15 protein-coding genes are annotated in these 14,648 nt (G+C 45.4%); 10 read left to right on the forward strand and 5 right to left on the reverse strand.

The genetic code is table 11. The features are described from left to right. Positions 1–7: 7 nt before the first annotated feature. From hisC to hisIE, 8 genes are all read left to right on the forward strand, one after another. Positions 8–1,063 carry a histidinol-phosphate transaminase gene (hisC, locus tag LQ983_RS06245; protein ID WP_230622023.1) on the forward strand — a complete coding sequence of 352 codons (1,056 nt, stop codon included), beginning with the start codon at positions 8–10 and terminating at the stop codon, positions 1,061–1,063. Between the two features lie 142 nt (positions 1,064–1,205). Next, a complete protein-coding gene (gene hisB / locus LQ983_RS06250; RefSeq protein ID WP_230622027.1) occupies positions 1,206–2,294 on the forward strand; it encodes a bifunctional histidinol-phosphatase/imidazoleglycerol-phosphate dehydratase HisB in 1,089 nt (362 codons plus the stop codon). Between the two features lie 659 nt (positions 2,295–2,953). Beyond that, positions 2,954–3,547 (forward strand): imidazole glycerol phosphate synthase subunit HisH, encoded by a 594-nt coding sequence (gene hisH / locus LQ983_RS06255; RefSeq protein ID WP_230622620.1) that lies wholly within the window; start codon positions 2,954–2,956, stop codon positions 3,545–3,547. A 180-nt stretch (positions 3,548–3,727) separates the two neighbouring features. Continuing rightward, positions 3,728–4,183, forward strand: a complete 456-nt coding sequence (gene tnpA / locus LQ983_RS06260) for an IS200/IS605 family transposase (protein ID WP_230622034.1) — start codon at positions 3,728–3,730, stop codon at positions 4,181–4,183. Positions 4,184–4,260: 77 nt separating this feature from the next. Continuing rightward, a complete protein-coding gene (gene hisA, locus LQ983_RS06265) occupies positions 4,261–5,007 on the forward strand; it encodes a 1-(5-phosphoribosyl)-5-[(5-phosphoribosylamino)methylideneamino]imidazole-4-carboxamide isomerase (protein WP_230622039.1) in 747 nt (248 codons plus the stop codon). Further along, the gene (hisF, locus tag LQ983_RS06270) at positions 4,989–5,762 is read left to right on the forward strand and encodes an imidazole glycerol phosphate synthase subunit HisF (RefSeq protein WP_230622040.1); all 774 of its coding nucleotides are present in this window, start codon (positions 4,989–4,991) and stop codon (positions 5,760–5,762) included. The genes hisA and hisF overlap by 19 nt, the downstream gene beginning before the upstream one ends. Positions 5,763–5,939: 177 nt before the next feature. After that, on the forward strand, positions 5,940–6,563 hold the full coding sequence (locus tag LQ983_RS06275) for a DUF2726 domain-containing protein (protein ID WP_230622041.1): 624 nt from the start codon (positions 5,940–5,942) through the stop codon (positions 6,561–6,563). After that, a complete protein-coding gene (hisIE, locus tag LQ983_RS06280; RefSeq protein ID WP_230622042.1) occupies positions 6,563–7,165 on the forward strand; it encodes a bifunctional phosphoribosyl-AMP cyclohydrolase/phosphoribosyl-ATP diphosphatase HisIE in 603 nt (200 codons plus the stop codon). The genes LQ983_RS06275 and hisIE overlap by 1 nt, the downstream gene beginning before the upstream one ends. Positions 7,166–7,215: 50 nt before the next feature. Here the strand turns inward: hisIE and nfuA are convergent, their stop codons facing one another. Both nfuA and LQ983_RS06290 read right to left on the reverse strand, forming a co-directional pair. Beyond that, on the reverse strand, positions 7,216–7,800 hold the full coding sequence (nfuA, locus tag LQ983_RS06285; protein WP_109128801.1) for a Fe-S biogenesis protein NfuA: 585 nt from the start codon (positions 7,798–7,800) through the stop codon (positions 7,216–7,218). Positions 7,801–7,909: 109 nt separating this feature from the next. Next, positions 7,910–8,596, reverse strand: a complete 687-nt coding sequence (locus tag LQ983_RS06290; RefSeq protein WP_230622043.1) for a phosphoribosyltransferase family protein — start codon at positions 8,594–8,596, stop codon at positions 7,910–7,912. A gap of 156 nt (positions 8,597–8,752) precedes the next feature. Here LQ983_RS06290 and LQ983_RS06295 point away from each other — a divergent pair, with 156 nt between their 5' ends. Continuing rightward, positions 8,753–9,568: a Cof-type HAD-IIB family hydrolase gene (locus LQ983_RS06295; protein ID WP_230622044.1), complete on the forward strand. Its 816-nt coding sequence runs from the start codon at positions 8,753–8,755 to the stop codon at positions 9,566–9,568. 40 nt (positions 9,569–9,608) lie between these two features. Here the strand turns inward: LQ983_RS06295 and purN are convergent, their stop codons facing one another. Together purN and purM are read right to left on the reverse strand one after the other, a co-directional pair. Then, a complete protein-coding gene (gene purN / locus LQ983_RS06300; protein ID WP_230622045.1) occupies positions 9,609–10,247 on the reverse strand; it encodes a phosphoribosylglycinamide formyltransferase in 639 nt (212 codons plus the stop codon). Next, positions 10,247–11,287: a phosphoribosylformylglycinamidine cyclo-ligase gene (gene purM, locus LQ983_RS06305; RefSeq protein WP_230622046.1), complete on the reverse strand. Its 1,041-nt coding sequence runs from the start codon at positions 11,285–11,287 to the stop codon at positions 10,247–10,249. Before purM ends, purN begins: the two co-directional genes overlap by 1 nt. A gap of 184 nt (positions 11,288–11,471) precedes the next feature. Between purM and LQ983_RS06310 the strand changes: the two genes are divergently transcribed. Then, entirely contained in the window at positions 11,472–11,972 is a 501-nt protein-coding gene (locus LQ983_RS06310; protein WP_111305942.1) for a surface-adhesin E family protein, read from the forward strand. Positions 11,973–12,069: 97 nt separating this feature from the next. Here LQ983_RS06310 and clpB read toward each other — a convergent pair whose 3' ends face one another. Continuing rightward, a complete protein-coding gene (gene clpB / locus LQ983_RS06315) occupies positions 12,070–14,640 on the reverse strand; it encodes an ATP-dependent chaperone ClpB (RefSeq protein WP_230622047.1) in 2,571 nt (856 codons plus the stop codon). Between the last annotated feature and the right edge of the window lie 8 nt (positions 14,641–14,648).

Here is a 14,648-nt window from a genome sequence, read left to right on the forward strand (position 1 = left end):
AAACCACATGACAATTACAACATTATCCCGACAAAACGTGCAAGCACTCACGCCCTATCAATCCGCCCGCAAACTCGGCGGTAATGGCACGATTTGGCTGAATGCGAACGAATATCCCACTTCGCCGACGTTCCAACTTTCGGGCAAAGATTTAAACCGCTACCCCGAACCGCAACCGCAAGCAGTTGTGCAAGGCTATGCCAATTATGCGGGCGTACCGCCTGAAAATGTGTTGGTGACCCGTGGTGGTGATGAAGGCATTGAGTTGGTTATCCGTGCGTTTTGCGAACCGAATCAAGACGCTATTTTGTTCTGCCCGCCTACGTATGGCATGTACGCCGTGAGTGCCGAAACAGCAGGCGTGGCGTGCAAAACCGTGCCATTAACGGCAGATTTCCAACTGAATCTTGCCGAAATTAAACAGCAACTAGAGGGTGTGAAAGTCGTCTTTGTGTGTAGCCCAAATAACCCGACAGGCAATTTGCTTAAACGGTCGGACTTGCTCGAGCTTTTGCAACTCACTGCCGGCAAAGCCGTTGTGGTGGTGGATGAAGCCTATATCGAATTTTGCCCTGAAGCGACACTCGCAAAAGAGCTGAAAAATTACCCGCACTTAGCCATTATTCGTACCCTCTCCAAAGCTTTTGCCTTGGCAGGATTGCGTTGTGGTTTTGTGTTAGCCAATGCGGCGTTAATCCAAATTCTCAGCAAAGTGATTGCCCCTTATCCTATCCCAGTGCCAAGCGCCGACATCGCGGAACAAGCCTTGCAGGCGGAGAATATCGCCCTTGTGCAAGCTCGCGTACAGGAGATTTTAGCCAACCGTCAGTGGCTGGCCGAAGCCTTGGCAAACTTGCCGCAAGTGGAAAACGTGTACCACAGCGAAGCCAATTATTTGCTCATAAAATGCCAAGATGGTGAGCGCGTTTTCAAGGCGTTGTGGGAGCAAGGGATTATCCTGCGTGATCAAAACAAAGCGTTAAATTTGCAAAATTGCATTCGGATTACTGTGGGGACGAAGGAAGAATGCGAGAGCGTAGTAGGGGCAATTGGGCAAATCTAACGCTCCACGCCTAGGGTAACTTGTTACCCTAGGTTAGTTATAGTCGTACTCCTTTGGAGTACAAACTAGCTTGCCCCAAAGGGGCAGAATGATATGTAACCTAGGGTAGCTAGGCTACCCTAGGCAGACAGAGGAAGAATATATGCAACCCACCCTTTTCATCGACCGCGACGGCACGCTGATTGACGAACCGAAAACCGATTTTCAGATCGACAGTCTGGAAAAACTAAAATTTGAGCCGAACGTGATTCCCGCGTTGCTCAAGCTCAAAGGTAAATACCGTTTTGTGATGGTGTCCAATCAAGACGGGCTAGGCACGGATTCCTTCCCGCAAGAAGATTTCGATAAGCCGCACAACGCCATGATGGCACTGTTTAAATCGCAGGGCATTGAATTTGATGATGTGCTTATTTGCCCACACAAACCGGAAGATAACTGCGCCTGCCGCAAGCCGAAAACCAAGTTGCTGAAAAAATACATCCAAAAAAACTTGTTCGATCCTGACCGTTCTTTTGTGATTGGCGACCGCGCCACCGACGTACAGTTGGCGGAAAATCTCGGCATTCGCGCACTGCAATACCACCCTGAAAAATTAAACTGGGATCTGATCGCAGAAAAACTGCTCGGCGAACCCGTCAGCAACATCGGCAACCGCCCACCTCGCTACGCAGAAGTCGCCCGCAAAACTAAAGAAACGGACATCAAAGTGCAGGTGTGGCTGGACGAAACGGGCGTGAACCAAATCAGTACGGGCGTGGGCTTCTTCGACCACATGCTTGACCAAATTGCGACCCACGGCGGTTTCCGCATGAATGTCAGTTGCAAAGGCGACTTACACATTGACGAACACCACACCGTGGAAGACACCGCCCTCGCGCTCGGCACTGCATTAAAACAAGCCATCGGCGACAAACGCGGCATCGCCCGCTTCGGCTTCGTATTGCCGATGGATGAATGCAAAGCGGAATGCGCGCTGGATTTATCCGGCCGCCCGTGGATCAAATTCAATGCAAAATTCAAACGGGACAACGTAGGTGATTTCAGCACCGAACTCACCGAACATTTCTTCCAATCTCTTGTCTTCTCGCTACTCGCCACGCTGCACTTAAAAGCCATCGGCGACAACGACCACCACAAAATTGAGAGTTTATTTAAGGTGTTTGGGCGGACATTGAGACAAGCGATTCGGATTGAAGGGGAGGAGTTGCCGAGTTCGAAGGGGGTGTTATGAATAGATATGTCACTGAAATAGAGGAAACCAGATTGTTTAGTCAATTACTTCGTGAATATATAAGAGATAATTCGTTAGAAATTGTAGTTGAAAAGTTATCCTCTGAATTATGCAAAGTTGATTGTAACGAAATTAAGAGATTGAAATATATAATAGAACATATTGAATCTTATAAAGATTATAGATATCAACATGATGTTTTATGTTATATAGTGAAAATACTCAATATATATCCTAAAGACCTGCCTAAAGAGAATTTATTAAGTGTTGGCTGGACAAGAGAATATGATCCTGTAAAAAATGGTCAAAATATATTGAAACATAATGTCTCATTTAATGAATTCTTTGATGGTGGTGCGGATGATTTTGCTCTTTATAATATCTCCCTTCCTGAAGGAAGGATTATTTCTTTCGCTACATTAAAAGATGACGAGGAGTTTTCTTCTGCTTTTGGTTTTTGTATATCAGAGAATACAAATAGTTTTAGACTTCGTCCTATTAGTGCTAGAAAGTTTACAATATCTAATTATGAGGAAATTATTGATAATGCAGTTAAAGATAAAAAATTAAGAAAACTGGATAAAAATAAAGAAGAAATGATTTGGCAGCCTCTAAGAGATGAGGCTAAAAAAAATGCAAGAAGTATAATGACCAAACATATGTGTATTGTAATCATCGACACTGGCTGCGCCAACCTCTCCTCCGTCAAATTCGCCTTTGACCGCTTGGGTTATCGCACCGAAATTACGCGGGATATTCACAAAATCCAATCTGCCGATAAATTGCTGTTGCCCGGTGTGGGCACGGCGATGGCGGCGATGCGGAATTTGCAGGAGCGTAACCTGATTGACTGCATCCGCAACGCTACCCAGCCGATGCTCGGTATTTGCTTGGGCATGCAGCTGATGACTGAATTTTCCACCGAAGGCAATGTGGCGACGCTAGGCTTAATGAACGGGCAAACGGATCTCATCCCCAACAGCGGCTTGCCGTTACCGCACATGGGCTGGAACAAGGTGCGTTACACGCCAGACCATCCGCTGTTTACTGGCATTGAACAGGACAGCCATTTTTACTTCGTACACAGCTACGCCGTGCAACCCAATGAAAACACAATTGCGACAAGCTGTTACGGCGTGGACTTCTCCGCTGCCATTGCCAATAAAAATTTCTACGGCGTACAGTTCCACCCCGAACGCTCGGGTAAAAATGGGGCGATGTTGTTGAGGAATTTTGTGGAGAAGGTGAAATAATCCGTTCCCCAAAGGGGAACGATAATGCTTAACCGTGGGTAATTTATTACCCACAGATTAAAAATGCGATCTAGCTCGAAAAATAAAATAGCGTTGTTGCTATTTCTTTCCGCCTAGGGTAACAAGTTACCCTAGGTTAAGCATAAACCTACCCCGTTGGGGTAGAAATTAGGAAAGAAAATGAGCTATACCCGTTTGTTATATCATATTATTTTTCGGACAAAGCATGGTGTGCCCAGCATTAATGAGCAATACGAGAAAGAACTATATCGTTGTATTTGGAAATTTACGCAAGCTCATCATTGCATTTTATATCGTGTAAATGGAATGCCTGATCATATTCATTTATTTGTGGATATTCATCAAACATTGCCGGTTTCTGAATTTGTTCGTAAATTAAAAATCACGACGCACCAATTTTTAGAAAGTCATCCCGATTTATTTCCGGATTTTACGGAATGGTCCGTTGGTTATTGTGCATTAAGTTATAGTGAGCGAGATAAAGCAAAAATCATTAATTACATTAAAAATCAGAAACAACATCATCAATCGCAAAATTTTATAGATGAAATTAAAACACTCTTTCTTGAAGAAGAAATAAAGTTTGATGAAACTTATTTTGAAAAACATTTATAACTACCCCAGCGGGGTAGGTTTATGCTTAACCTAGGGTGGCTTTGCTACCCTAGGCATACCCTGAGAGGATAGTCATCATGAAAAACGCCATCATCATTCCCGCCCTCGATCTTATCGACGGGCACGTTGTCCGCCTGCATCAGGGCGATTATGCGCAGCAGACCACCTACAGCGACAATCCCATTGAGCAGTTCGCAAGTTATATTCAACAAGGCGCGCAGCAGTTGCATTTGGTGGATTTAACCGGCGCCAAAGATCCGTCGAAAAGACAGACCGCACTTATCGGTAAGATTATCGCCGCTACGCAAAGCAACATTCAGGTGGGCGGAGGGATTCGTACCGAACAGGACGTCGCCGATTTGCTGGCGGTGGGCGCGAACCGCGTGGTGATTGGTTCTACGGCGGTGACACAACCCGATATGGTGCAAGGCTGGTTTACCAAATATGGCGCGGAGAAATTCGTGTTAGCGTTAGATGTGCGCATTGAAAATGGGCAGAAATTGGTGGCGATTAAAGGTTGGCAGGAAACCAGTGCGCTTACCCTCGAAAACGTCGTGGAAAACTACCGCACTTTTGGTTTGCAACATGTGCTTTGCACCGACATTTCCCGCGATGGCACGCTGGCAGGTTCCAACGTGCAGCTTTATCGTGAGGTGTGCGCTAAGTTCCCGGATGTGCAGTTCCAGTCTTCCGGCGGCATCGGTTCATTGGCAGATATCGACGCTCTCAAAGGCACAGGCGTGGCGGGCGTGATTGTGGGTCGCGCGTTGTTAGAAGGCAAATTTAACGTAGCGGAGGCAATCGAATGTTGGCAAAACGGATAATTCCTTGTTTGGATGTGCGCGACGGGCAGGTGGTGAAAGGCGTGCAGTTTCGCAATCATGAAATCATCGGCGACATCGTGCCGTTGGCGCAACGTTATGCGCAGGAAGGCGCGGACGAGCTGGTGTTCTATGACATTACCGCCTCTTCGGACGGTCGCACCGTGGATAAAAGCTGGGTGGAACGCGTGGCGCATGTCATCGACATTCCGTTCTGCGTAGCGGGCGGCATTAAAACCATCGCGGACGCGGAACAGATTTTTGCTTTCGGCGCGGATAAAATTTCCATTAATTCCCCCGCCCTTGCCGACCCTGATTTGATTTCCCGCTTGGCAGAACGTTTTGGCGTGCAGGCCATCGTAGTGGGTATTGACAGCTGGTTCGAGCAGGAAACAGGCAAATATTGGGTAAACCAATACACCGGCGATGAAAAACGCACCCGACAAACCCACTGGCAACTGTTAGATTGGGTAGTCGAAGTACAACAACGCGGCGCGGGTGAAATCGTGTTGAATATGATGAACCAAGACGGCGTACGCAACGGCTATGATTTAGCGCAACTGAAACTGGTGCGCCAAGCTTGCCACGTCCCGCTAATCGCCTCCGGTGGCGCGGGCGAAATGGTGCATTTCCGTGATGCTTTTATTGACGCCAACGTGGACGGTGCTTTAGCCGCGAGCGTGTTCCATAAGCAGATCATTAATATCGGTGAATTAAAGGATTATTTAGCACGGGAAGGCGTGGAAGTTCGGCGGTAAAACAAGAAAGTGCGGTCGTTTTTGGGCGTGTTTTTGGTGTTATGTAGCAAAGGTGAACGATGGCGCGCGTTTTCTAACGCGTGCCGAAATAAACAATAAAAAATAAGTGACAAGCACCCGTTGGGAAACGGGCGCTATCAGTGGTCAGATATTTTTAAGAATAACTAAGGTAACTCAATGATATTAGAACAATTAATAAGAAGTGAGACGTTCTTTTTAATATTAATTTTTATTGGTATTGCTGTTTTATTAACCATTCTAAAAGAATTATTAAGGAAGCAAAGAAGAAGGACAAAGAAAACATATCGTTATGTTGAACCATTAATAGCAGATAGGCATGTAACAATAAATTCAAATACTTTTTCCAGCCCAAATCTGGGGGTTGTTGCTAACGCCGAATTTCGTCGTAAGTTACTCTTGAATAAAAGTGAATATCGCTTGTTTACTCGATTGATTTCCTTATTAGAGAAATCTCATCAGGAACAGAAATATCGTTTATTTTCACAAGTGGCTATGGGCGAATTTATTCAAAGTGAAAATTCAGAGGCATTTCGTCTGGTTAATAACAAACGTGTCGATTTTTTAATTACGGATAAATTTGGTAATCCGGTCGTTGTGATTGAATATCAAGGTGGCGGACATTATCAAAATAATGCTATTGAACGTGACGCTATTAAAAAAGAAGCCTGTCGAAAAGCTAGAATTGAATATATTGAATTTCCACAAAAATATGACGAATTACATTTTGAACGAATATCACACGTTTTAAATTTAGAATTTAATAGAAAGAGGGAAAAATAATGTTAGAAATCAACTGGCAAAAAATCAACAACCTCCTTCCCGTTATTGTGCAACACGCGACGACGTGCGAAGTGCTGATGCTTGGGTATATGAATCCGGAGGCGTTGGAGAAAACCTTGGCGGAGAAGAAAGTAACGTTCTTTTCCCGTACGAAGAATCGCCTGTGGACGAAAGGGGAAACCTCGGGTAATTTCTTACATGTGGTAGATATGAGTTTGGATTGTGATCAGGATGCGTTGTTGATTTTGGCGGATCCTGTCGGACCGACTTGCCATACGGGTACGGAAAGCTGTTTTAGTCAGTTGCAAAATGAACTGAATTGGATCTTTTTTAGTAAATTGGAAAAATTGCTGAACGCGCGTAAAGGAGCAGATCCGGAAACCTCTTACACGGCGCAATTATATGCGCGGGGTACGAAACGCATTGCGCAGAAAGTGGGCGAGGAAGGCGTGGAGACGGCGTTGGCGGCGACTGTGAAAGATCGTAATGAAACCATTTGTGAAGCAGCAGATTTGGCATATCACTTGACGGTGTTATTGCAAGATGCGGACTTAAGCTGGGCGGATGTGATTGGTAAATTGAAAGAGCGTCACGCAAAATAGTGTTCGTAGGCAACAAAAAAACCACCTTTTCGGTGGTTTTTTATTTGTGCTTAATAATAAGAATGTTCGCCGCGTTGGTGTTCTGTCACATCTTTCGCGCCTTTTAATTCATCTGGGAAGAGGCTGATTAATTGTTTTTCTACGCCGTCTTTCAAGGTGACATCCACCATAGAGCAACCGTTGCAACCGCCGCCGAATTGTAGAATCGCATAGCCATCATCGGTGATTTCCAATAAGGTGATTTTGCCGCCGTGGCTTGCTAATTGCGGGTTGATTTGGGTTTGAATGACATATTCCACGCGTTCGATTAACGGTGCGTCGTCTGCCACTTTACGCATTTTAGCGTTTGGCGCTTTTAAGGTTAGTTGTGCGCCTAATTCTTCCGTGACATAGTCGATTTCTGCGTCTTCCAAAAATGGCAGACTGATGTCATCCACAAAGGCAGAAAAGGTGTCGTATTTGAATTCGGTATCGCTTGCTTCCACAGAATTTGGTGGACAATAAGACACACCACATTCGGCACTTGGGGTGCCCGGGTTGACGACGAAAATACGAATGTTGGTGCCTTCTTCTTGCTGATCTAATAAACGGCGGAAATGTGCTTGTGCTTCCGCTGAAATAGTAATTTGTTGCATAACGCCCCCACAATAAAACCTAATTAAATTTGTCGGATATGATACGCTTCATGCGGTTTTTTTTCCACCTTTTGGTGTAATAAAAAATGCCGCTGCCTTATCATGCGTTTTATGTTCGCGCCAGCCCCCACACTTGAATATGTGTCACATTGGCTTTGCGTAATAGCTTGGCGATTTCGTTTAACGTAGAACCGGTGGTGATCACATCGTCTATTAAGGCAACATGACGATAAGGAAAATCTCTGGCTTTAGCGGAAAGTTGAAAAGCATTTTTGAGATTTTGTCGTCGATCTTTGGCGCTAAGGCCTCGTTGGGTCGGTGTGCGTTTGGTACGAGTAATTAAGTCGTTTTTGACAGGAATGTTGATCCATTGGCTCAGTTGACGCGCCAATAAATCCGCTTGATTATATCCCCGCTGCCATTGGCGAACATGATGTAACGGCACAGGCAGAATCAGCTCAGGCAAAGGCAATTGATGATTTCGTCGAGCTTCGCGGATGGCCAAATACAGCAGGCGCGCTAAAGTGCGGTCGAGTTGAAATTGTTTTTGAAATTTAAAGCGATGAATCAGCGTGGAAAGCGGTTCGTTGTAACGCCCGATAATCACCATGCGATCCCACGCCGGTTCCTGCTGTAAACAGTTGCCGCAGTGCAAGGCGTTTTCTGCTAGTTCCGCACCGCAGCAACCGCAATAAGGAAAACGCCGAATCGTTCGATTACAACGGCTACATAAGCCGTGTCTGGCAAGTTTAAGAGGCGCATGGCAATGCACGCAGCTGGATCGAAAAACGTTCATAAAAGCGACCGCACTTGATTAAGAAAACCGGCACATCATAAAGTGCGGTGCTTTTTTTCGTTGTTTTTTTGCCCGATTTTAGGATCTGCCTCGCAAAAATGCTAAAATCAGGCAACATTTCTGCCAGACAGTGAATTTAATAGAAGAGAAAAAAACATGACCATTCCGAATTATCGAGACCAAATCAAAGTGGTCTTTTTTGATATCGATGACACATTGTTTATGAAACAACGTGATTTTCTGCCGGCAACAGTGCCCGTGTTTATGCGTAAGTTGAAAGAAAACGGCATTATTCCTGCCATTGCCACAGGGCGTACCCGCTGCGCTTTCCCGCATAAATTGAAGCAAGTGATTGAGCAGGAAGGCATTGATTTGTTTGTGACCATGAACGGGCAGATGGCAAGTTATCGCGGGCAAGTCATTGAGAAACATGTGATTCCAACAGACAAAATTCGCCGTTTAGTGCATTTTTTTGAGCAACATAATATGCCTTATGCATTTGTGTCGGATCATACGGTAGCGGTTTCGGAGCGGAATTCCGTGGTGCAGTTTGCGATGGATCCGATCTTGAAAGATTACATTGTGGATAAAACCTTTTTTGAAATAAATGATGTTGGACAAGTGTTGCCGTTTTATCGCGCAGAGCATGATGAATTTGTACAAAATTCAGGCATATTGGATGGTTTGCGCGTGGTGCGTTGGCATGAAGACTCCGTGGATTTATTTGATGCGGAAGGCTCAAAAGCCCGTGGTATTCAAGCCGTGGTGAAACATTTGGGACTGCAAATGGACAATGTGATGGCGTTCGGTGATCAATTAAACGATTTGGAAATGTTAAGCACCGTCGGCGTAGGGGTCGCTATGGGCAACGGTCATGAAAAACTCAAAGCGATTGCCGATCATGTGGCGGAACCGCTTGACCAAGACGGCATTTATCGGTTTTTACTCAAAGCAGGATTAATTCACGAATAACATTAATAACGCGCCGAAAAGCGCGTTATTTTTTATGCTACTAATCAATGGCATAGCCTTGCGGCGGTAAACGGTTTCCGTCTAAATAGGCGTGATTGTCAATTAACCTCAGCCTTCCTTCAACAAACCACTTAATGACCAACGGGTAAAACCGAATTTCTTGCTCTTTCACCCGTTGCTCAATATCTGCAATATCATCTTCGGCAAAAATAGGCACTTTGGCTTGTAGCACAATGGCACCGCCATCCACGTCTTCATTGACAAAATGAATAGTCATGCCGTGTTCCGTCTCACCGGCTTCGATAGCGCGTTGATAGGTATGCAGACCAGGATATTTTGGTAATAAGGAAGGGTGAATGTTGAGAATTTTTCCCGCAAAGCGTTGGGTAAATTCCGCCGTGAGGATTTTCATGTAGCCGGCCAGCACGATTAAATCCGCGCCGAGATTGTCGATTTCATCGGCGATATGGCGATCCATGGTGAGATTGTCGGCATAGTCACTACGTAAAAAAGTGCGGTTAAAAATACCCGCACTTTTCGCCCGCTGTAGCCCAAAGGCATCCGCTTGATTGCTGAACACGCCGACGACTTCACCGTCAATATAGCGCGATTCACAAGCATCAATAATCGCCTGTAAATTCGCGCCATAACCGGAAATAAGAACAACGATTTTTTTCATTAACGAATAACAACTTGCGCTTCGTTTTTATCAGCGAGATGTTGAATATCCCCGATGACCCAAGCGGTTTCGCCAGCCTGTTGTAGCAGACCTAGTGCGGTTTCCACGTCTTCTTGTGGCAATGCAATCACCATACCCACACCACAGTTAAAAGTGCGATACATTTCGTAGTCGGTGATATTGCCTTGTTGTTGCAACCAATTAAACACCGCCGGCCATTGCCAGCTGTTTTCATTGATTACCGCTTTGACGCTATTTGGTAATACGCGCGGGATATTTTCCCAGAAACCACCACCGGTTAAGTGAGCGATAGCGTGAACATTTACGTGTTTGATTAATTGCAGAATGGATTTCACATAGATTCTTGTCGGTGCCAGTACATGGTCGGCTAATGGACGTCCCTCTAACTGTGCTTCGGCTGGATTCACGCCGGCAACATCAATCACTTTTCGAATTAAAGAGTAGCCATTGGAATGTGGACCGCTAGAAGCGAGGGCGATTAACGCATCACCCACTTTAACTTGGCTGCCATCAATAATTTCAGATTTTTCCACCACGCCAACGCAGAAACCGGCAAGGTCGTAATCGCCTTCGTGGTACATGCCCGGCATTTCAGCCGTTTCGCCGCCCACTAAAGCACAGCCGGATTGTTCACAACCATTTGCAATGCCTTTAATCACGTTGGCGGCAACATCTACATCCAATTTGCCTGTGGCATAATAATCCAGGAAGAATAACGGTTCGGCACCTTGTACCACCAAATCGTTTACACACATTGCCACCAAATCGATACCGATACTGTCGTGACGATTTAAATCAATGGCTAGACGCAATTTTGTGCCGACACCGTCAGTACCTGACACCAAAATCGGCTCTTTATATTTAGACGGAATGGCACAAAGTGCGCCGAAACCGCCTAAACCGCCCATCACCTCAGGACGAGTGGTGCGTTTTACTTCCGGTTTAATGCGTTCAACTAATTCATTACCTGCATGAATATCCACGCCGGCATCTTTATAACTTAAGGATTGTGTACTCACGATGGCTTCCCGTTAATGATGACTAAATTAATTAAGGCGCCATTGTACACGCTTACGCAAACGTTTGCGATATGTGTAAAGGATTTTTCTCCGAAAGCCGGCTTTCAATTAGCTATTGAACAAGAATTGTGCCAAAATGAAAGGCATAGGAATAGTGCCCTTTGGCGTGAATAAGGAGTCTCATATGAAAAAAACGTTTGTATTTTTAACCGCACTTTTATTGGCTGCTTGCTCTTCCTCGCCTTCCACCAAGCCAGCATTAAATTCTCAAGTCAACGCGAAAGCGCAGGGCGATGTGCCGCTTGTTCCGCCGAAAGAAACGAAAAACGGTTTTTTACAACTTGTACCGGGTATTTTTTATTATGTGGATACCAATTCCATTTGGGTAGATAACAAAGACAAACGCCTGATTCATTTTGATGTGGTGATTAACTTGGATAAAGGGTTATATGTATTCAAAGATCATCCGACGCTTTATGCCAAATCCATGCGCCAATATAAAATTTTAAATTGTGAGAGCCACTATTTCACTCACGTGCGCAGCGATTTCTACGCTGATTTTTGGGGTGACGGTATTCGCACCGCGCCGAAACGCCAATCTCAACATACTATCGCGTTACAACCACAATCTTCCCTTTATACGTTAGGGCAAGTGATGTGTGCGAACATGTACCGTCGGAAATAAGAAAAGAAAAAGTGCGGTGAATGTTGACCGCACTTTCTGTCATCGAGATAACAAAAAAGCCATTTAGCATTCACTAAATGGCTTTTGTTTTTATGTTTTATTGTTTAGCCACAATCTTGCCGTCAACGTAATCCACGCTAATCGGTTTTTCCGGTAACAAACTGCCGGACAGGATTTGTTGCGCTAACGGATTCTCAATTTCTTGTTGAATCGCACGTTTTAATGGGCGCGCGCCGTAAATCGGGTCATAGCCGATTTCGCTGATGAAATTGAGAGTCGCATCCGTAAAGGTCAACACATAGCCACGGCTTTCCATGCGGTTGATTAAGCGTTTTAACTGAATTTCCGCAATGGCGCGAATGTTGTCTTTATTCAACGGATGGAACACCACGGTTTCGTCAATTCGGTTAATAAATTCCGGACGGAAATGTTGGCTCACCACAGACATAACTAACGCTTTCATGTCATCGTAACTTTCTTCTTGGTTGCCTTGAATCAAATCGGAACCTAAGTTAGAGGTCATGATCACCACCGTATTGCGGAAATCGACGGTTCTGCCTTGTCCATCGGTTAAACGACCGTCATCCAACACTTGTAACAAGATGTTGAATACATCGTGGTGCGCTTTTTCCACTTCGTCGAGCAAAATCACAGAATATGGACGACGACGCACAGCCTCGGTTAAATAACCGCCTTCTTCATAGCCCACATAGCCCGGAGGTGCACCAACCAAGCGAGACACGCTGTGTTTTTCCATGAATTCGGACATATCAATACGCACCATGGCATCTTCGCTATCAAACAAGAATTTCGCCAAGGTTTTGCACAATTCGGTTTTACCCACGCCGGTTGGTCCTAAGAATAGGAAAGAACCAATCGGACGATTTGGATCGGAAAGACCGGCACGGCTACGACGAATGGCGTTCGCCACGGCATCCACGGCTTCATTTTGTCCGATAACGCGTTTGTGCAATTCTTCTTCCATGCGCAAGAGTTTTTCTTTTTCGCCTTCCATCATTTTAGCGACCGGAATGCCGGTGGCGCGGGAAAGCACTTCGGCAATTTCCTCATCGGTCACGCGGTAGCGTAGCAAGGTCATTTCCTTGCCTTCGCTTGTTTCCGCCTGCGCCAATTGTTTTTCCAATGATGGAATCACACCGTATTGCAATTCGGACATTTTATTTAAATCACCGGCACGACGGGCTTGTTCCATTTGGGTGCGCGCGTTTTCCAGTTCTTCTTTGATATGCTGCGTACCGGAAAGGGCGGCTTTTTCGGATTTCCACACTTCTTCCAGTTCGGCATATTCACGTTCTTTTTCCGCCAATTCTTTTTCTAACATCTCCAAGCGTTTGCGGCTAGCATCGTCATCTTCTTTCTTCAATGCCTGCTGTTCCAGCTTCAACTGGATAATACGACGTTCCAAGCGATCCAATGGCAACGGTTTGGAATCAATTTCCATTCGAATACTAGATGCCGCTTCATCGATTAAGTCGATGGCTTTATCCGGCAACTGACGATCGGAAATATAGCGATTCGACAGGGTTGCTGCCGCGACAATCGCAGGGTCGGTAATTTCAACGTGATGGTGCAATTCATAACGTTCCTGTAAGCCACGCAAAATAGCAATGGTGTCTTCCACGCTTGGTTCGCCCACAAACACTTTTTGGAAACGACGTTCAAGTGCCGCGTCTTTTTCAATGTATTGGCGGTATTCATCTAATGTGGTCGCGCCCACACAGTGCAATTCACCACGCGCCAAACTTGGTTTTAACAAGTTGCCCGCATCCATCGCGCCGTCGGTTTTACCCGCGCCCACCATGGTGTGAATTTCATCAATGAATAAAATGACGCGGCCTTCTTCCTGCGCTAATTCTTTCAAGACGGCTTTCAGGCGTTCTTCAAATTCACCGCGATATTTTGCTCCGGCGATTAATGCACCCATATCAAGGGAAAGTACGCGTTTATTTTTCAAACCTTCCGGCACTTCGCCGTTCACAATACGCTGTGCTAACCCTTCCACAATAGCGGTTTTACCTACGCCAGGTTCACCGATAAGCACAGGGTTGTTTTTGGTGCGGCGTTGCAACACTTGAATGGTGCGGCGGATTTCTTCATCACGCCCAATCACCGGATCCAATTTGCCACTTTCCGCGCGGGCAGTTAAGTCGATAGTATATTTTTCTAAGGCTTGGCGGCTTTCTTCCACATTTTGGTCATTCACGTTTTGTCCTCCACGAATATGATCGATGGCTTGTAAAATTTGTTCTTTTTTCGCACCGCACTTTTTCAGTATCTCGCTAACAGTGCCTTTTTCTTCCAAGGCAGCAAGTAAAAAGAGTTCGGAGGAAATAAATTTATCCTGCCGTTGTTGTGCCAATTTATCGCATAAATTCAAGATGTTAAGCAACTGACGGGAAAGTTGTACATCACCGCCATTGCCGGACACTTGCGGAAGTTTGGCAAGTTCGTTGTTGAGTTCGTTACGCAGCACGGCAACATTCACACCGCTTGCGGTTAAAATCGGCGCCACCGAACCGTCTTGTTGATTTAACAAGGCACTCAATAAATGCACCGGTTCAATAAATTGATTATCCTTGCCAATCGCTAAAGATTGCGCTTCAGCAATGGCTTGTTGGAATTTAGTGGTAAATTTTTCAATATTCATAGTCTTTC

Origin of the sequence: Aggregatibacter sp. Marseille-P9115, assembly GCF_920939465.1 — a bacterium.
In the GTDB taxonomy this organism is placed as follows: Bacteria; Pseudomonadota; Gammaproteobacteria; order Enterobacterales; family Pasteurellaceae; genus Aggregatibacter; species Aggregatibacter segnis_B.